We start from the raw sequence: 18,009 nt of genomic DNA, 5'->3' as shown, positions 1-18,009 counted from the left end.
GAGAGGATCTCTATGCCCTTGCGCCTTGCGCTGCTTCTGCTGATTACCGGTATCGCCGGGTGTGTTTCATCGGGCCATGACCACCCTTTGCAAACCGGCAAGGGCCGTGACGAAGCGCGAGTCGCTTATGTGCAGTTGGGGTTGGGCTATTTGCAGCAGGGCATGAGCGAACAGGCCAAGGTGCCGTTGAAAAAGGCCCTTGAGCTGGACGGCGATGATGCCGATGCTAATGCAGCGTTGGCGCTGGTCTTTCAAGCCCAGGCCGAGCCGGAGCTGGCTGACGGTTATTTCAAGAAGGCCCTGGCTGCCCGTCCTGACGACCCACGGTTGCTGAACAACTACGGTAGCTTCCTGTTCGCGCAGAAACGATATGAGCAGGCCGCCGATTATTTCCAACGAGCAAGCGTTGATACTCTCTACCCTGAGCGCTCGCGGGTATTCGAAAATCTCGGGGTTACTGCGGTGCGCCTCGGCCAGCGTGAAGACGCCCGCCGGCATCTGGAAAAGGCTCTGCATTTGAACGCTCGCCAGCCGCGTGCCTTGCTCGAAATGGCTGAGTTGTCTTATGAAGACAGGCATTATGTGCCGGCCCGCGACTATTACGAACGTTTTAGCCTGCTCAGCGGGCAAAATGCACGTAGTCTATTGCTCGGCGTGCGCCTGGCGACGGTTCATGAAGAACGCGACACGGCCGCACGGTTTGGCCAGCAACTCGAACGACTCTATCCCGGTACCCCGGAATATCAGCAATACCTGTCGGAGCAATGATGAAAGCGGCGCACCCGGAAGTTGTAGCAGCTAATCGCGTAAACCCAGGCGAGACCTTGCGTCAGGCCCGCGAAAGCAATGGTTGGTCGCTGGCGGAAGTGGCCCTCAAGCTCAATTTGACCACTACGTCCCTGTCTAACCTTGAAGCAGGCGCGTTCGACAAGTTGCCTGGGCATACCTTCGCCCGTGGCTATATCCGCGCTTATGCCAAATTGCTCGGTATCGACCAGACCGTATTGGTTCAGGAGTTCGACCAGTACACCGGCACCGACTCCCAAGGCAGCAGCGTGCATGGCCTGGGACGTATCGAAGAGCCGGTACGCGTTTCTCACACTATTTTGCGAATTGTTAGCCTTTTGCTGCTGATCGCCGTAATTGGCGGCGGTTTTGTCTGGTGGCAAGACCAGACCTCCCAGCGCACCAAGGACATGACCAGTAACGCCATGGAGCATGTCGAAGTCGAAAGCGCCGATGGCACCACCCAGATTCATCCGCTGGATGAGCCGGAAGACCAGGCCGTTGTCGAGGGGCAGACCACGCCTGAGGCGCCGTTGGCCACTGAGCAACCGCTCGCATCGGAAACCGCTCCGGCTGCGACCGCGCCTGCGGCCCCCGCAACACCGGCTGCGCCTGCCGCTCAAGCCCATGTGCCTGCCGTGCCCGCACAGGCTCCAGCAACCGCCGCCCCGGCTGCTCCGGCCACCCCGGCGATTTCGCCGCCCACCACGCCTGCGTTGATTGCCGGTGACGGGCGCGTACAGATCACTTTCATCGCTGATTGCTGGACGCAGCTCACCGATGGCAATGGCAAAGTGCTGTTTAGCGGTCTCAAGCGCAAGGGCGATACGCTGGACCAGGGCGGCAAGCCTCCTTTGACGCTGCGTCTGGGCTACGCCCGAGGCGCACAAGTGGCCTATAACGGCCAGCCTGTGGACGTGGCGCCGTTCACCAGTGGCGAGACCGCTCGCCTCAAGTTGGGACAATAGTCATGCACGGCGAATCTCCAATCAAACGTCGCGTATCGCGCAAGATCTGGGTCGGCTCGGTGCCGGTGGGCGGCGATGCTCCCATCGCGGTGCAGAGCATGACCAACAGCGACACCAATGATGTGGCCGCAACCGTTGCCCAGATCAATCGCCTGGAAGCTGCCGGCGTGGACATCGTGCGGGTGTCCGTGCCGGACATGGATGCCGCTGAGGCATTCGGTCGTATCAAGCAATTGGTCAAAGTGCCGTTGGTGGCCGACATTCACTTCGACTACCGCATTGCGTTGCGCGTTGCCGAGCTGGGTGTGGACTGCCTGCGCATCAACCCGGGCAACATCGGTCGCGAAGACCGCGTGCGTGCGGTGGTGGATGCCGCGCGTGATCGTGGGATCCCTATCCGTATCGGCGTCAACGCCGGTTCCCTGGAAAAAGACCTGCAAAAAAAATACGGCGAGCCAACCCCGGCGGCGCTGGTTGAGTCGGCGTTGCGCCACGTTGAACATCTGGAGCGCCTGAATTTCCAGGACTTCAAGGTCAGCGTAAAGGCCTCCGATGTGTTCATGGCGGTAGAAGCCTACCGTTTATTGGCCAAGGAAATCGTGCAGCCGCTGCACCTGGGTATCACCGAAGCGGGCGGTTTGCGCTCAGGCACAGTGAAATCTGCGGTGGGTCTCGGTATGCTGCTCGCCGAAGGGATTGGCGATACCATCCGCATCTCCCTGGCGGCAGACCCGGTAGAGGAAGTGAAAGTCGGCTACGACATTCTCAAATCCCTGCATTTGCGTTCCCGAGGCATCAACTTCATCGCCTGCCCGAGCTGCTCGCGGCAGAATTTCGACGTGGTGAAAACCATGAACGATCTGGAAGGGCGCCTCGAAGATCTGCTGGTACCGCTGGATGTCGCGGTGATCGGTTGTGTGGTCAACGGGCCGGGTGAAGCCAAGGAAGCCCATATTGGCTTGACCGGCGGTACACCGAACCTGATTTACATCGACGGCAAACCGTCGCAGAAGTTGACGAATGACAATCTGGTGGATGAGCTTGAACGGCTGATCCGCGAGAAAGCGGCCGAGAAGGTCGCGGCTGACGCAGCGCTGATCGCACGCGGCTAAGAACGAATTTAAGGATTTGATGTGAGCAAGTCTCTGCAAGCCATTCGTGGCATGAACGACATCCTGCCCGACCAGACGCCACTGTGGCGCTATTTCGAGGGGACTGTCGCGCGCCTGCTGGATAACTACGGTTACAAGCAGATCCGCATGCCAATCGTCGAGTTCACCGAGTTGTTCAAGCGCTCCATCGGTGAAGTGACCGACATCGTCGAAAAAGAGATGTACACCTTCGAAGACCGCAACGGCGACTCCCTGACCCTGCGTCCGGAAGGTACTGCCGCCTGCGTGCGCGCAGTACTCGAACACGGCCTGACCGGTGGCGGCCAGCCGCAGAAACTGTGGTACATCGGCCCCATGTTTCGTCACGAGCGTCCGCAGAAGGGCCGTTATCGCCAGTTTCATCAGATCGGCCTGGAAGTGTTCAACCTCGATGGCCCGGACATTGACGCCGAATTGATCGTGCTGACATGGCGCCTGTGGGGCATGCTGGGCATCCGCGATGCGGTCAAGCTTGAACTCAACAGCCTGGGCACCAGCGAGTCCCGTGGGCGCTATCGCGAAGCCCTGGTTGAATTCCTGTCCGCGCGCCTGGATCAGTTGGATGAAGACAGCCAGCGCCGTCTGAAGACCAACCCGCTGCGCGTGCTGGACACCAAGAACGCCGATACCCAGGCGGTCCTGGTCGATGCGCCGAAAATGGCCGATTACCTGGACGACGAATCCCGCACGCACTTCGAGGGCCTCAAGGCTCGCCTGGATGCGGCCGGTATTCCCTACGTGATCAATCCGAAATTGGTACGTGGCCTGGATTACTACAGCAAAACCGTATTCGAATGGGTTACCGACAAGCTCGGCGCCCAGGGCACCGTGTGTGCCGGTGGCCGTTATGATGGCCTGGTCGAGCAGATGGGCGGCAAGCCGACCACCGGCGTAGGGTTTGCCATGGGCATCGAGCGCTTGATCCTGCTGCTGGAAACCCTGGAGCAGGTGCCGGAAGAAATTTCCCGTCAGGTGGATGTGTACCTGTGCGCCTTTGGCGAGGCCGCCGAGTTGGCTGCACTTGCCTTGAGCGAAAAGGTGCGCGACCAACTGCCAAACTTGCGCCTGCAGATCAACGCCGGCGCGGGCAGCTTCAAGAGTCAGTTCAAGAAAGCCGACAAGAGCGGTGCGTTGTACGCATTGATCCTGGGCGATGACGAGTTGGCCCAGCAAGTGATAGGTTTCAAACCCCTGCGTGGCCAGGGCGAGCAACAGAATATTGCCTTTGATGCGCTCGCAGCGCACTTGGCCACCTGCGTCGTGCAGGGTTGAAGCTGTCGAACAGCCGAATTTAGCGATTAAGGAGTATTGGGGTGTCGAGTACTGATGATGAGCAGTTGGCCGAGTTCAAGGACTGGTGGCAGCGTAACGGCAAGCCCCTGGTTACCGGCGGTCTGCTGGCTTTAGTGGTGGTGTTCGGCTGGCAAGCCTGGACCAAGTATCAGGCCAACCAATCCCAAGGCGCCTCGATCGTTTATCAGCAATTGCTGGAAACCACCCTGACACCGGACGGTAAGCCCGATCCGGCGCGCGTGGCCGACCTGGCCGGCAAGCTGAAGAACGAATTCGGCGGCAGCACCTACGCCCAGTACGGCAGCCTGTTCGTCGCGAAAGTCGCGGTCGATACCGGCAAGCTGGATGATGCAGCCACCGAGCTGAAAGCCATCGTCGACAAGCCGACCAACCCGACCCTGGGTGAAATCGCGCGTCAGCGCCTGGCTCAGGTGATGGCGGCACAGAACAAAGCTGACGAAGCACTCAAACTGCTCGACGGCGATGCTGACAAAGCATTTGTAGCCACTCGCGAAGAGCTCAAGGGCGACCTGCTGGTCCAATTGGGTCGTACCGACGAAGCGAATGCTGCGTACCAAAAAGCCAAGGCGGCGCTGTCTGATGAAGCGGCGGTCGGTGGCTTACAAATCAAGCTGGACGACTTGGCCAAAGGGGATGCGTGACGTGATCCGTTGGAAACATGCAGCATTGCTGGCTCTGGCCCTTCTGGCCGCGGGTTGCAGCAGCAACAGTAAAAAAGAACTGCCTCCGGCCGAGCTGACCAGCTTCAAGGAAGAAGTGGTCCTGCAAAAGCAGTGGAGCCGCTCCATCGGTGACGGTCAGGGCGAAACCTACAATATGTTGGTGCCGGCTATCGACGGTGAAAACATCGTTGCCGCTGACGTGACCGGCGTTGTGATCTCCATGGATCGCATGAACGGCGACGTCAAGTGGAAGAAAGACCTGGAACTGCCAGTGTCCGGCGCCGTTGGCGTGGGTTATGGCCTGGTAATGCTCGGCACGCTCAAGGGCGAAGTCGTGGCGCTGGATTCCAGCACCGGTGAAGAGAAATGGCGCGCTCGCGTGACCAGTGAAGTACTCGCACCCCCTGCCACCAATGGCAATGTGGTCGTGGTGCAGACCCAGGACGACCGTGTGATTGGCCTGGACGCCAGCACCGGCGAACAGCGCTGGTTGTACGACAGTACCCCGGCGGTGTTGACCTTGCGCGGTACCAGCGGTCCGGTAGTGACCAATAATCTTGCCGTGGTAGGTCTGTCGACCGGTAAAGTGGTCGCCCTTGATACGCTTAACGGCGTACCGGCCTGGGAAACCCGCGTGGCCATCCCACAAGGTCGTTCCGAGCTGGACCGCGTTGTGGATATCGATGGCGGCTTGCTGCTGTCGGGCGAAACCCTCTACGTCGCCACTTACCAAGGCCGTGTCGCGGCACTGGACCTGCAGACCGGTCGTGTGAACTGGCAGCGTGATGCTTCCAGCTACGCCGGTGTCGCGCAGGGGCTTGGCAGCGTCTATGTAAGCCTGGCGTCGGGAACCGTGGAAAGCGTCGACGAGCGTACTACCACTGCGTTGTGGAGCAACGACTCGCTGGCTCGCCGTCAGTTGTCGGCGCCGGAAGTATTCTCCAGCTATGTGGCGGTCGGCGACTTCGAAGGCTACCTGCACCTGCTGAGCCAGGTGGACGGTCGTTTTGTCGGTCGCGAGCGTATCGACAGCGACGGCCTGCGTGCGCGTCCGCTGGTGGTGGGTAACATGCTTTATGTGTATGGCAACAGCGGCAAGCTGGAAGCCCTGACCATCAAGTAAAGGTTTGACTATGCTTGGGGTCACCCCCAGGCGGCCCTGCTTCGGCAGGGCATGCGGCATGAATATGCTGCCCCGAGCACCAGCCGCTGCCCTGCAGCGGCTTTTGTATTTTCTGAAATAACGAAGTGGAGAGCCGCATGGTTCCCGTAATCGCCCTGGTGGGCCGACCTAACGTCGGCAAGTCCACCTTGTTCAACCGCCTGACCAGGACTCGCGACGCCATTGTCGGCGACTTGTCCGGTCTGACCCGTGATCGCCAATACGGTGAGGCAAAGTGGCAAGGGCGCTCCTACATTATCGTCGACACCGGTGGTATCTCCGGTGACGAGCATGGCATGGACGAAAAAATGGCCGAGCAGTCGCTGCTAGCCATTGAAGAAGCCGATGTCGTGTTGTTCCTGGTGGACGCCCGCGCGGGCTACACCGCTGCCGACCAAATGATCGGCGAGCACCTGCGCAAGCGCAACAAACGCTCCTACCTGGTCGCCAACAAGATCGACAACATCGATCCTGAGCAGGCCCGTGCCGAATTCAGCCCGATGGGCCTGGGTGACGCGATCCCGATTGCCGGTGCCCACGGTCGCGGCATCACTCAGATGTTGGAAATCGCTCTGCGCGACTTCCCGAAAGATGATGTCGAGGAAGAAGAGGGCGAAGAAGAGATCGTCGCCGAAGGCGAGGAAGCCAAGCGCATTCCTGGCCCGAGCGAAAAAGACGGTATCAAGATCGCCATTATCGGCCGCCCCAATGTGGGCAAGTCGACCCTGGTCAACCGCATGCTCGGTGAAGACCGCGTTATCGTCTATGACCAGCCAGGCACCACCCGCGACAGCATCTACATCCCGTTCGAACGCAACGACGAGAAGTACACGCTGATCGACACCGCCGGTGTGCGCAAGCGCGGCAAGATCCATGAGGAAGTTGAAAAATTCTCCGTGGTGAAGACCCTGCAAGCCATCAAGGACGCCAACGTGGTGATCTTTGTGATGGACGCCCGTGAAGGCGTGGTGGACCACGACCTCAACCTGCTGGGCTTCGCCCTGGAGGCCGGTCGGGCACTGGTGATCGCGATCAACAAGTGGGACGGCATGACGCCGAGCGAGCGCGACTTCGTCAAGGTCGAGCTGCAGCGTCGGCTGTTCTTCGTCGAGTTTGCGGATATCCACTTCATCTCGGCGTTGCACGGCACTGGCGTGGGTAACCTGTATGCCTCCGTACAGAACTCGTTCAAGTCCGCGGTCACCCGTTGGCCGACCAACCGTCTGACCCAGATCCTGGAAGACGCAGTGGGCGAGCACGCGCCGCCGATGGTCAACAACCGTCGGATCAAGCTGCGTTACGCCCACTTGGGTGGTGCCAACCCGCCGATTATCGTGATCCACGGTAACCAGATCGAGAAGGTGCCCAAGTCCTACGTGCGTTACCTGGAAAACACCTACCGCCGCGTCTTGAAACTGGTCGGTACGCCGATTCGTATCGAGTTCAAAGGTGGCGAGAACCCATACGAAGGCAACAAGAACACACTGACTGACCGTCAGGTGAACAAGAAGCGTCGTTTGATGACTCACCACAAAAAAGCCGACAAAAAGCGCCGCGACAAGCGCTGATATCGACTTCGCAGAAAGGGCTCTTGATGAGCCCTTTTTTGTGCGCGCCGGTTTGTGCCTTGACCCAACCGGGTTGGCAGCTTAAAACTTGGGGCTCATCCGCAGGGGCCTTCGATGATCACCAGCAAGCTGCCAACGGTCGGCACGACCATTTTTACCACCATGTCGCAACTCGCCGCTGAAACCGGCGCCCTCAACCTGTCCCAGGGTTTCCCCGATTTCAACGGGCCTCAAGGTTTGCTCGATGCGGTGGGCAAGCATGTTGCCGCCGGCCATAACCAATATTCGCCTATGACGGGTTTGCCGGCTCTGCGTCAGCAAGTGGCGGCCAAGATCGCCCGCAGTTATGGGGTTACGGTCAATCCCGACACCGAAGTGACCATCACGCCTGGCGCGACTGCCGCGATCTTTTGCGCCATCCAGGCAGTGATTCGCAGCGGCGACGAAGTCATCGTGTTCGACCCGTGCTACGACAGCTATGAACCCTCGGTGGAGCTGGCCGGCGGCCGTTGCGTGCATGTGCAACTGAGCCTGCAAGGCTTCGCGCTGGACTTTGAACGGATCAAGGCGGCGCTTTCGCCGCGCACGCGCATGATCATCCTCAACACCCCCCACAACCCGACCGGCGCGTTGATCAGCCGTGCTGAGCTGGACCAATTGGCTGAACTGATCCGCGATCGCGATATTTACCTGGTCAGCGATGAGGTTTACGAGCACTTGGTATTCGACGGGGTCTCTCACGTCAGCGTGTTGGCCCATGAGGAGCTGTACCAACGTGCGTTCGTGGTCAGCTCCTTTGGCAAGACCTATCACGTCACCGGCTGGAAAACCGGCTATGTCGTCGCCCCACCGGCGTTGACGGCCGAACTGCGCAAGGTGCACCAATACGTCAATTTCTGTGGTGTGACACCGTTGCAGTGCGCATTGGCTGACTTTATGGCCGAACACCCGGAGCATGTCGAAGAACTGCCGGCGTTCTATCAGGCCAAGCGCGACCTGTTCTGCGACTTGCTGGCGCCGTCGCGCTTGAGCTTTACCCGGGTCGCCGGTACTTACTTCCAATTGGTGGACTACTCACAGATACGCCCGGATCTGGATGACGTCGCCATGTCGCTGTGGATGACCCGTGAACATGGCGTGGCGAGCATTCCGATCTCGGTGTTCTACCAGCACCCACCCCAAGGCCAGCGCCTGGTGCGCTTGTGCTTTGCCAAACGTGAGGACACGCTGCGCCAGGCAGCCGAAAAACTATGCGTGATCTGACTGCACTGCCCGATCTGACGATTGCCCTGATCCAGACCACCCTGGCCTGGCACGACCGCCAGGCCAACCTTGAGCATTTTGAACTGCTGCTGGAGCAGGCCAGGGGAGCCGATCTGATCGTACTGCCCGAGATGTTTACCACGGGTTTCTCCATGGAGTCCCAGGCCCTCGCCGAACCGGAACACGGTCCCACCCAGCAGTGGTTGCAATCCCAAGCGGTCAAATACGACGCAGTGATCACCGGCAGCGTGATCATCCAGGCCGCCGACGGCAGCCATCGCAATCGCCTGCTATGGGCACGGCCGGATGGCGAGGTGTTGCACTACGACAAGCGCCATCTATTCCGCATGGCCGGTGAGCACAATCACTACACCCCCGGCGAGCGCCAAGTGCAGTTCGAATTGAAGGGCTGGCGTATACGCCCGTTGATTTGCTACGACCTGCGCTTCCCGGTATGGAGCCGCGACGCTCAAGATACTGACCTGTTGTTGTACACGGCCAACTGGCCCGGCGCCCGGCGCCAGCACTGGAACCGCTTGCTACCGGCGCGGGCCATCGAAAACCTGTGTTATGTAGCGGCAGTGAATAGGGTCGGCACCGATGGCAAAGGCTTTGCCTATACCGGCGACAGTCAGGTGCTGGACTTCCAGGGAGAGACGCTGCTCAGTGCGGGGGAGGCTGACGGGGTGTTTCAGGTGAAGCTGGAGGCGGCTGAGTTGGCGGCGTATCGCGCCCGGTTTCCGGCGCATCTGGATGCCGATAGTTTTCAGTTCGTCTAACTGATAGTTATCGGGGGCAAGCCCCCTCCCACATTTTGTGTGTATTCACAAATCAACCTGTGGGAGGGGGCTTGCCCCCGATGAGTCCCTGACAGTCAACCCAAATCTGACGCTCAATAAAAAGGCCCCTGGATTCACACCTAGGGGCCTTTGGCACTCAGCGGTCGACGTTTACGCCGCCTTCGCTTCCAACTGGCTCAACGAGCGGTTCAGTGCACTGAACAATGCCTTGAAGCTGGCCGTGGTGATGTTTTCATCGATGCCCACGCCATGCACCGGGCGTTCGCCGTTCACGCGCAGTTCGATATAGGCCGCAGCCTTGGCGTTGGTGCCCGCGCCGATCGCGTGTTCGTTGTAGTCCATGATCTCGACCGCCACCGGCAGGCCGGCCACCAAGGCTTCCAGCGCGCCGTTGCCTTTGCCTTTCCAGTGCAGGTTGGTTTCGCCCTGGCCTTTGCCGGAGACTTCCACCTCGACGAAGCTGTTGCCGTTCTCTTCCTGCAAACGATGGCTGACCAACGCATACGGTGTGTTGGCTTGCAGGTATTCACGCTGCAGCAACGCATAGATTTGCGGTGCGGTCATCTCCAGGCCCACGCGGTCGGTTTCGGCCTGCACGACTTGGCTGAACTCGATCTGCATGCGACGCGGCAAGCTGATGTCGTATTCCTGTTCCAGCAGGTAGGCGATGCCACCCTTGCCTGACTGGCTGTTGACGCGGATCACGGCCTCGTAGCTGCGGCCGATGTCTGCAGGGTCGATCGGCAAGTACGGGACTTCCCACAGCGCGTCGGATTTCTGCTGGGCAAAGCCCTTGCGGATCGCATCCTGGTGGGAGCCGGAGAACGCGGTGTGAACCAGGTCGCCGACGTACGGGTGACGTGGGTGGACCTGGATCTGGTTGCACTCTTCAACGACTTTACGCACGCCGTCGATATCGGAGAAATCCAGCTCAGGGTCCACGCCCTGGGTATAGAGGTTCAGGGCCACGGTGACCAGATCGACGTTACCGGTGCGCTCGCCGTTGCCGAACAGGCAGCCTTCGACACGGTCGGCACCGGCCATCAGGCCCAATTCGGTGGCAGCCACGCCGGTACCACGGTCGTTGTGGGTGTGCAGGCTGATGATCACGCTGTCACGGCGGTTGATATGACGACCGAACCACTCGATCTGGTCGGCATAGATATTCGGCGTGGCGCACTCCACGGTTGCCGGCAGGTTGAGGATGACCTTGTGCTCCGGTGTCGGGTTCCACACCTCGATCACGGCGTCGCAGACTTCCTTGGCGAACTCCAGTTCGGTGGCGCTGAAGGTCTCAGGCGAGTACTCGAAAGTCCACTGGGTTTCCGGTTGCTGGGCGGCGTATTTGACGAACAGCTTGGCGGCGTTGACTGCAATCGCCTTGATACCGTCCTTGTCCTGGTTGAACACGATGCGGCGGAACGACGGCGAGGTGGCGTTGTACAAGTGCACGATGGCCTTCTTGGCTCCGCGCAGAGATTCGAAGGTACGTGCGATCAAGTCTTCACGGCCCTGGGTCAGCACCTGGATGGTGGTGTCCTCGGGGATGTGGTTGTCTTCGATCAGGGTGCGCACAAAGTCGAAGTCGGTCTGCGAGGCCGCCGGGAAGGAGGCCTCGATTTCCTTCACGCCCACTGCGACCAGGGTTTTCCAGAAGCGCAATTTTTTTACCGCATCCATCGGTTCGATCAGCGATTGGTTGCCATCACGCAAGTCGGAACTGCACCAGATTGGCGCGGCGGTGATGGTTTTCGATGGCCAGGTGCGGTCCGGGATATCGATGGTCGGGAACGCGCGGTACTTCGAAGACGGGTCTTTGAGCATGCTCATCGGGAAATCCTTTGTGTAGGGGCCGAGAAGAGGCGGCCTGCCGTGGAACTGTTATTGGGGATAAAGCACAAGACGAGGCAGATCGATTCAGCCTGGCAGTCGTGCGCTGACAAGGCACAGGCTGCGGTGCTGGCGGAGCTGAATGAGGGTGTGAGAGGTTTTCATAGGTCCAACCCTAACCGCCGAGGTGAATGATGGCAAGCAGTCGAAAAAAATTGATAGAAGTTCTTTTTTGTGCAGTTCGATCGAGATTTTCTGCCAATTATTCGGGTGTGATATGGGTTTTATTGCGCGCCAATTCTTGGGCGCGCAATCGCGGATATCAAGGTTGGAATGCGCCAATAAAGATCGCCGGGTCCACCCGCGCATCGTTAAGGCTGACGTTCCAGTGCATGTGCGGCCCCGTCGCTCGGCCGGTCGAGCCGACCTTGCCCACCACCGCACCTCGCACCAGTTGCTGGCCGACCTTCACGTCGATCGTGGACATGTGGCAGAACATGCTGATAAAGCCTTGGCCGTGATCGACGAACACGGTATTGCCGTTGAAAAAGTAATTGCCCACCAGAATCACTTTGCCGTTTGCAGGCGTTTTGATCGGCGTGCCGGCGGGCACCGCGAAGTCCAGGCCCGAATGCGGGTTGCGCTCTTCGCCGTTGAAAAAGCGGCGCACGCCGAACTTGCTCGACAGCGGACCGTTGACCGGTTTGTCCAGCACCAGATTGCTCGGCAGGTTCGGGCTGAAACTGCGGTAAGCCTTGATCTGTACCGCCAGCTCGGCCTCGATGCGCTTGAGCTGCGCCGGGGCAGGGTTGACCTGGCTTTTATTCTTCAAGGTGATGCGCTGTTCCGGGTACTTTTTATAGCCGACGATAAAGGGCAGGCTGCGGCCGCCGCTGCTGATGCGCTCGTTGCCGGGTTTGACCGTCAGCGGAATGCCGACGATCGCCAGCCAATTGTCCTGTTCCTTGACCACCAGCACCGGCTTGCCTTGATACGTGGCCTTGGGCGCCGTTGCCGAAGGGCCCAGCTCGACCACTGCCACGCCGCCCGGCACCGGTTTGTTCAGGGTGCGGCTGATGTAACTGTCGGCGTGGGCGTTAAAGGTCAGGCATAGCAGCATCAACATGCTAAAAAGACGTGGCATCGATTAATCCAGTAACGAAAGGGTAACGGGTGTCAGGTGGTTGTCTTCCACCCGCACTTGCAATTGGCCTTCACCGAGTCGCGCGGTCAGACGCTGGCCGGTGTGGGTCTGCGCGGCATTGCGAATGGCTTGGCCACGCTCGTCCAGCAGGATGCTGTAGCCGCGGCCCAGGGTGGCCAGCGGGCTGACCACCTGCAGCGTCTGCACCTGGCTTTGCAATTGCAGACGACGCGCCTTGAGGCCTTCGCGCATGGCGCGCGGCAGGCGTTCGGCGAGGCTGTCCAAGCGCTGGCGCAATAGGGCCAGTTGGCGTCCCGGATGCTGGCCGGCGAGGCGGGTTTCCAGGCGGATCAAGCGCTCGCGCCGGGTGTTGAGGCTACGCTCGAAGGCACGGCGTAGGCGCATGTCCAAGTCGTCGAGGCGTTGGGCCTGTTGGCGCAGACGTTCGCCCGGATGACGCAGGCGGCGGGTCATGCCTTCAAGTCGCAAGCGGTCGTGCCGCAGGCGGTTGCGCATCAGCATCACCAGGCGCCGATGCAGGTTCTCCACCTGGCGCACCAGATGGCTTGAATCCGGCGCCAGCAGCTCGGCGGCAGCGGACGGAGTGGGTGCGCGCACGTCAGCCACGAAGTCGCTGATCGATACATCGGTTTCATGGCCGACGGCGCTGACAATAGGGGTTACGCAGGCATCCACCGCACGGGCCACGGCTTCTTCGTTGAAGCACCAGAGGTCCTCCAGCGAACCGCCGCCACGGGCCAGGATCAGTGCGTCGAAGCCGCGCGCATCCGCCAGTTTCAGCGCCCGTACAATTTGCGGGATGGCTTCGCGGCCTTGCACGGCGGTGGGGATCAACGTCAGTTGCACCTGCGGCGCACGGCGACGGAATACGCTGATGATGTCGCGGATCACCGCGCCGGTGGGTGAGCTGATGATGCCGATGCGCTGCGGGTGGGCCGGCAGCGGCACTTTGCGCTCGGCGCTGAACAGTCCTTCGGCGCTGAGTTTTTCTTTCAGCGCATCGAAGGCCAAGCGCAGCGCACCGTCGCCGGCGGGCTCCACGGTGTCGAGAATCAACTGGTAATCACCACGGCCCTCAAACAACGAGACCTTGCCGCGCACCTTCACCGCCAGGCCATCCTTCAAGGCCTGCCGAACCCGTGCGGCGTTACTGCGAAACAATGCGCAACGCACCTGGGCGCCACTGTCCTTGAGGGTGAAATACACGTGGCCGGACGCCGGGCGGGCGAGGTTGGAGATTTCGCCTTCGACCCAGATATTGGCGAACACGTCTTCCAGCAACACCCGCGCACGGCCGTTGAGCTGGCTGACAGTCAGAACTTCGCGGTCCAGGCCCAGACGGGCAAACGGGTCTTTAATCATGGCAACAGGTCTTTAATCATGGGCGGCAGTTTATAGGCATTCGCTTAGGGTTTGGCAGAATTGCTCGACCAGCGCGCTCGGCCCTTGCGCGCAGGCCAGGGCCACGGTGCTGAGGCAGTCCGGCTCGGCCAGGGGTAAAAAACGCAGGTTGGCAGGTGCAATGTCTTGCATGGATTTTGGTAACAATGCAATACCGAAACCGGCCTGGATCAACTGCAACTGCGTGGTCTTGCGCGACATCACCCGAGCCGCCTTGGGGAAGAAACCGGCGCGCATGCACAGCTCGGCGGACAGATAACTCAAACCGCCGCGCTGTGGATGGGGGATCGAAATAAACGCCTCATCCCGCAGCTGCGCCAGCTCAATGGGCGCATCACGGCCAGCCAGCGCATGGTTCGGCGGCACCGCCAGCATCAAGGGCTCGCTGTATAAAGGCTGTACACGCACGCCTTCGCGCTGGCGCAATACCGGCAAGCGCAGCAGGCCGACGTCCAGGCGGCCGTCGGCGATCTCTTCCAACTGCGCTTCGGAGGACATCTTGGCGATATCCACCGAAACCCCAGGGCAGCGCTCCAGCCAGGTACTGATGCCGCGCAGCAGCACGCCGCTCATCGGCACGGTGCTCGAATGGCTCAGACGCAGGGTGCCGACCTGGCCGCTGCCGATCTGGGTCGCCACTTCACTGGCCTTTTGCAGTTCGCTCAGCAGGTTGCGCGCCCGAGGGTAAAAGGCTTCGCCCGCCGCGGTCAGCTTTGGTTGACGCGCCGTGCGTTCGAACAGCGGCGTTTGCAGTTGGTGCTCAAGCGCCTTGATTTGCCGGCTCAAGGCCGATTGCGCGACGAACAGGCGCTCGGCCGCGGCACTGAAACTGCCGCTGTCGGCGATTTCAACGAAGTAGCGCAATTGGCGGGTGGAGATCACGCGTTATGCCTTTTTAAGATGGCTTGAAGGATTTGAAGATATTAGTCGCAACGCTCGGCGATGGCTAAAGTGAACGCCATCTCTTGCAAGGAATCACCCATGGGCCCGGTTGAGCTGATGAGTCAGTGGTCGTTTAGCGGTTTGGAGTGGCTCGTGATCGGCCTGGGCGTGGCCGTTGCCTATATCGTGTTCGGCATCGCCGGCTTTGGCACGGCGCTGGTGGCCGGGCCGGTGTTGATTTTGTTTATGCCGCTGTCGAAGATCATCCCGCTGCTGGTGCTGTTGGATTTTGTCGCGGCGTTTGGCGGTTTGCTGCAAACCCGACGAGACGTGAGCAAGCCCGAGTTATTGCGCCTGCTGCCGTGCATGGCCGTCGGTTGTACCTTGGGCGTGGTGTTTTTGCTCAATCTGCATTCCGACCTATTGCTGCTGTTGATGGGGTTGTTTATCAGTGCCTACGCCCTTTATAGCCTGGCGATAAAGGCCCGCCCGACGCAGTTGGCTGCGGGTTGGTCGATCCCGATGGGGACGATCGGCGGGCTTTTTGGTGCGCTGTTCGGCAGCGGCGGTTTTTTGTATGCGATCTATCTGAACAGTCGTCTGCCCAAGGACGCGGCGCGCGCCACCCAAAGTGCGTTGATCAGTTGCAGCACTGTGGTGCGCTTGAGTCTGTTCCTGGTCGCCGGTGTGTATGCGGACTTACCGCTGTTGCTGCTCGCTGTGTGCTTGTTGCCGGCGATGGCTGTGGGGTTGTGGGCAGGGCGCAGGTTGACGATGCGCCTGTCGCGGGAGGCATTCGTGCGCTTGGTGACTTGGCTGGTGCTGGCCAGCGGCATTGCGTTGATTGGACGGTATTTGAATACTTGACCTGATTTCTTCAGGGATTAAGCTGCCGTCCTCCCAGGCTTCAGAAGCCACACCGCAGGACTCCCATGAATTCCCAAAGCATCCTTGTTCCGAAAATCTCCACTTTGCCCGTGCACGAACCCCGCGCTCGGGCAATCGTGCGCTGGCTGGTGCGCAAGAATATCGTCAAGGAAGAACTGACCACCTGCGGCCGCACCGGCAACCGCATGGGCTATGCCCTGGCCGACGGCGCCCGCGCCGTGGTGTTGTATCCCGAAGCGCTACCGTTCAACGAGCCGGTCAATGGGCTGGAAATTATCTACAAACGCTGTATCTACACGCCCGCCAAAGGCTTTCTTGGCGAGGCCGGCTGCCCGGGGTGTCGGCGGGAAGTGGGGGAGGCGTTGTTCGAAAGCCTGGAAGACTGGATGCCCGGCCACACCGACAACTTCACCTGCCCACTGTGCGGGCATGAAGATGACATCAACGGCTTTCTGTTCTTGCAGGAGTGCGGGTTTTCCAACCTGGGATTTATCTTCAACAACTGGGCCGAAGCGGGCTTCAAGCAGAGCTTTATCGACGAATTTGCCGATTGGCTGGACCAGAAGATCAGTTGGGTCAAGGTCGAACTTTAATCCATCTATCAGTATTACCAAGTTTGTCAGAGTTTTACATTGAGCCAGGCAGGGTGCATGTATATAATGGCGCGCTTCCATTTTCCCGCTCGGGAGCCCCCGCGATGCTGCGTATCAGCCAAGAAGCTCTGACATTCGACGACATTCTCCTAGTGCCTGGTTATTCCGAGGTGCTTCCTAACGAAGTCAGTCTCAAGACCCGCCTAACCCGTGGCATCGAGCTGAATATTCCCCTGGTTTCCGCTGCCATGGACACCGTCACCGAAGCCCGTCTGGCCATTGCCATGGCTCAGGAAGGCGGCATCGGCATTATTCACAAGAACATGACCATCGAGCAGCAAGCTGCCGAAGTGCGCAAGGTCAAGCGTTACGAAGCCGGTGTGGTGAAGGATCCGATCACCATCGAAGCCGACGCTACCGTGCGTGACCTGTTCGACCTGACCCGCCTGCACAACATCTCCGGCGTTCCGGTACTGCACGATGGCGACCTGGTCGGCATCGTTACCTCCCGTGACGTGCGTTTCGAGAACCGTCTTGAAGTCACCGTCCGCGAAGTGATGACGCCTAAAGAGCGTCTGGTCACGGTCAAGGAAGGCGCCGACAAGAACGACGTGCGCGAATTGCTGCACAAGCACCGCATCGAGCGCGTGCTGATCGTCGACGACAAATTCGCCCTCAAGGGCATGATGACCGTCAACGACATCGAAAAAGCCAAGGCTTACCCGCTGGCCAGCAAGGATGACCAAGGTCGTCTGCGCGTCGGCGCCGCCGTCGGCACCGGTAAAGACACGGGTGACCGCGTTGCGGCCCTGGTCGCTGCCGGTGTGGACGTGGTGGTGGTCGACACCGCCCACGGTCACTCCAAAGGCGTGATCGACCGCGTACGTTGGGTCAAACAGAATTTCCCTGAAGTGCAAGTGATCGGCGGCAACATCGCCACCGGCGCTGCCGCCAAGGCTCTGGCCGAAGCGGGCGCGGATGCGGTCAAGGTCGGTATCGGCCCTGGCTCGATCTGCACCACCCGGATCGTCGCCGGTGTGGGCGTGCCGCAAATCAGCGCCATCGCCAACGTCGCCGCTGCCCTTGAAGGCACTGGCGTACCGTTGATCGCCGACGGCGGCATCCGTTTCTCCGGTGACCTGTCCAAGGCCATCGTCGCCGGTGCCTCCTGCGTGATGATGGGCTCGATGTTCGCCGGTACCGAAGAGGCGCCGGGCGAAATCGAACTGTTCCAGGGCCGTTCGTACAAGGCTTACCGCGGCATGGGTTCGTTGGGCGCCATGTCCCAGGCGCAAGGTTCTTCCGACCGTTACTTCCAGGACTCCTCGGCTGGCGCTGAGAAGCTCGTTCCGGAAGGTATCGAAGGCCGTGTGCCGTACAAGGGCACCCTGAGCGCCATCATCCATCAACTGATGGGTGGCCTGCGTTCCTCGATGGGCTACACCGGCAGCGCCAACATCGACGAAATGCGCACCAAGCCAGAGTTCGTACGGATCACCGGCGCCGGCATGGCTGAATCCCATGTCCACGACGTGCAGATCACCAAGGAAGCGCCAAACTACCGCGTAGGTTGAAG

Annotated in this window: 16 protein-coding genes; 12 read left to right on the top strand and 4 right to left on the bottom strand. The window is 60.2% G+C overall.

Features of this window, described 5'->3' with window-relative positions; genetic code table 11:
• Positions 1-12: 12 nt before the first annotated feature.
• The 9 genes from pilW (at position 13) to YA0848_RS00270 (ending at position 9,653) form a co-directional block, all read left to right on the top strand.
• Positions 13-768: a type IV pilus biogenesis/stability protein PilW gene (gene pilW, locus YA0848_RS00310; RefSeq protein ID WP_034100422.1), complete on the top strand. Its 756-nt coding sequence runs from the start codon at positions 13-15 to the stop codon at positions 766-768.
• Positions 768-1,754: a RodZ domain-containing protein gene (locus YA0848_RS00305; RefSeq protein WP_034100421.1), complete on the top strand. Its 987-nt coding sequence runs from the start codon at positions 768-770 to the stop codon at positions 1,752-1,754. The genes pilW and YA0848_RS00305 overlap by 1 nt, the downstream gene beginning before the upstream one ends.
• A gap of 2 nt (positions 1,755-1,756) precedes the next feature.
• The gene (ispG, locus tag YA0848_RS00300; protein ID WP_034100419.1) at positions 1,757-2,866 is read left to right on the top strand and encodes a flavodoxin-dependent (E)-4-hydroxy-3-methylbut-2-enyl-diphosphate synthase; all 1,110 of its coding nucleotides are present in this window, start codon (positions 1,757-1,759) and stop codon (positions 2,864-2,866) included.
• Between the two features lie 21 nt (positions 2,867-2,887).
• Positions 2,888-4,177 (top strand): histidine--tRNA ligase, encoded by a 1,290-nt coding sequence (gene hisS / locus YA0848_RS00295; protein ID WP_034115032.1) that lies wholly within the window; start codon positions 2,888-2,890, stop codon positions 4,175-4,177.
• Positions 4,178-4,218: 41 nt separating this feature from the next.
• Entirely contained in the window at positions 4,219-4,860 is a 642-nt protein-coding gene (locus YA0848_RS00290) for a YfgM family protein (protein ID WP_034100415.1), read from the top strand.
• Entirely contained in the window at positions 4,853-6,004 is a 1,152-nt protein-coding gene (bamB, locus tag YA0848_RS00285; protein WP_169903810.1) for an outer membrane protein assembly factor BamB, read from the top strand. Before YA0848_RS00290 ends, bamB begins: the two co-directional genes overlap by 8 nt.
• 137 nt (positions 6,005-6,141) lie before the next feature.
• Positions 6,142-7,611: a ribosome biogenesis GTPase Der gene (gene der, locus YA0848_RS00280; protein WP_034100410.1), complete on the top strand. Its 1,470-nt coding sequence runs from the start codon at positions 6,142-6,144 to the stop codon at positions 7,609-7,611.
• A 114-nt stretch (positions 7,612-7,725) separates the two neighbouring features.
• Entirely contained in the window at positions 7,726-8,874 is a 1,149-nt protein-coding gene (locus YA0848_RS00275; protein WP_034100408.1) for a pyridoxal phosphate-dependent aminotransferase, read from the top strand.
• Positions 8,862-9,653: an amidohydrolase gene (locus tag YA0848_RS00270; protein ID WP_034115031.1), complete on the top strand. Its 792-nt coding sequence runs from the start codon at positions 8,862-8,864 to the stop codon at positions 9,651-9,653. Before YA0848_RS00275 ends, YA0848_RS00270 begins: the two co-directional genes overlap by 13 nt.
• A gap of 171 nt (positions 9,654-9,824) precedes the next feature.
• On the opposite strand, the gene leuA is transcribed toward YA0848_RS00270, so the two are convergent.
• The 4 genes from leuA to YA0848_RS00250 form a co-directional block, all read right to left on the bottom strand.
• Positions 9,825-11,504: a 2-isopropylmalate synthase gene (gene leuA, locus YA0848_RS00265; RefSeq protein WP_034100403.1), complete on the bottom strand. Its 1,680-nt coding sequence runs from the start codon at positions 11,502-11,504 to the stop codon at positions 9,825-9,827.
• Between the two features lie 322 nt (positions 11,505-11,826).
• Positions 11,827-12,648: a M23 family metallopeptidase gene (locus YA0848_RS00260; protein ID WP_169868815.1), complete on the bottom strand. Its 822-nt coding sequence runs from the start codon at positions 12,646-12,648 to the stop codon at positions 11,827-11,829.
• Positions 12,649-12,651: 3 nt separating this feature from the next.
• Positions 12,652-14,031: an exodeoxyribonuclease VII large subunit gene (xseA, locus tag YA0848_RS00255; RefSeq protein ID WP_169903811.1), complete on the bottom strand. Its 1,380-nt coding sequence runs from the start codon at positions 14,029-14,031 to the stop codon at positions 12,652-12,654.
• A gap of 30 nt (positions 14,032-14,061) precedes the next feature.
• Complete coding sequence (locus tag YA0848_RS00250; RefSeq protein WP_169903812.1) at positions 14,062-14,952, bottom strand: LysR family transcriptional regulator; 891 nt, start codon at positions 14,950-14,952, stop codon at positions 14,062-14,064.
• Between the two features lie 99 nt (positions 14,953-15,051).
• Here YA0848_RS00250 and YA0848_RS00245 point away from each other — a divergent pair, with 99 nt between their 5' ends.
• The 3 genes from YA0848_RS00245 to guaB all read left to right on the top strand — a co-directional run bounded on the left by YA0848_RS00245 (position 15,052) and on the right by guaB (position 18,007).
• Positions 15,052-15,819: a sulfite exporter TauE/SafE family protein gene (locus YA0848_RS00245; protein ID WP_169903813.1), complete on the top strand. Its 768-nt coding sequence runs from the start codon at positions 15,052-15,054 to the stop codon at positions 15,817-15,819.
• Positions 15,820-15,884: 65 nt separating this feature from the next.
• Positions 15,885-16,433 carry a sugar ABC transporter ATPase gene (locus YA0848_RS00240; protein WP_169903814.1) on the top strand — a complete coding sequence of 183 codons (549 nt, stop codon included), beginning with the start codon at positions 15,885-15,887 and terminating at the stop codon, positions 16,431-16,433.
• Between the two features lie 104 nt (positions 16,434-16,537).
• The gene (gene guaB / locus YA0848_RS00235) at positions 16,538-18,007 is read left to right on the top strand and encodes an IMP dehydrogenase (RefSeq protein ID WP_034115028.1); all 1,470 of its coding nucleotides are present in this window, start codon (positions 16,538-16,540) and stop codon (positions 18,005-18,007) included.
• Positions 18,008-18,009 lie beyond the last annotated feature (2 nt).

The sequence above is a fragment of the Pseudomonas sp. S4_EA_1b genome (assembly GCF_016307435.1).
In the GTDB taxonomy this organism is placed as follows: Bacteria; Pseudomonadota; Gammaproteobacteria; order Pseudomonadales; family Pseudomonadaceae; genus Aquipseudomonas; species Aquipseudomonas rhodesiae.
Note: the sequence above shows the minus strand (reverse complement) of the source record. Positions and strands in the feature narration are given on the sequence as shown.

Coding starts and splice junctions, on each gene's coding strand:
- pilW (WP_034100422.1), top strand. CDS start 13: ATGCCCTTGCGCCTTGCGCTGCTTCTGCTGATTACCGGTATCGCCGGG.
- YA0848_RS00305 (WP_034100421.1), top strand. CDS start 768: ATGAAAGCGGCGCACCCGGAAGTTGTAGCAGCTAATCGCGTAAACCCA.
- ispG (WP_034100419.1), top strand. CDS start 1,757: ATGCACGGCGAATCTCCAATCAAACGTCGCGTATCGCGCAAGATCTGG.
- bamB (WP_169903810.1), top strand. CDS start 4,853: ATGCGTGACGTGATCCGTTGGAAACATGCAGCATTGCTGGCTCTGGCC.
- der (WP_034100410.1), top strand. CDS start 6,142: ATGGTTCCCGTAATCGCCCTGGTGGGCCGACCTAACGTCGGCAAGTCC.
- YA0848_RS00275 (WP_034100408.1), top strand. CDS start 7,726: ATGATCACCAGCAAGCTGCCAACGGTCGGCACGACCATTTTTACCACC.
- YA0848_RS00270 (WP_034115031.1), top strand. CDS start 8,862: ATGCGTGATCTGACTGCACTGCCCGATCTGACGATTGCCCTGATCCAG.
- leuA (WP_034100403.1), bottom strand. CDS start 11,504: ATGAGCATGCTCAAAGACCCGTCTTCGAAGTACCGCGCGTTCCCGACC.
- YA0848_RS00260 (WP_169868815.1), bottom strand. CDS start 12,648: ATGCCACGTCTTTTTAGCATGTTGATGCTGCTATGCCTGACCTTTAAC.
- xseA (WP_169903811.1), bottom strand. CDS start 14,031: ATGATTAAAGACCCGTTTGCCCGTCTGGGCCTGGACCGCGAAGTTCTG.
- YA0848_RS00245 (WP_169903813.1), top strand. CDS start 15,052: ATGGGCCCGGTTGAGCTGATGAGTCAGTGGTCGTTTAGCGGTTTGGAG.
- YA0848_RS00240 (WP_169903814.1), top strand. CDS start 15,885: ATGAATTCCCAAAGCATCCTTGTTCCGAAAATCTCCACTTTGCCCGTG.
- guaB (WP_034115028.1), top strand. CDS start 16,538: ATGCTGCGTATCAGCCAAGAAGCTCTGACATTCGACGACATTCTCCTA.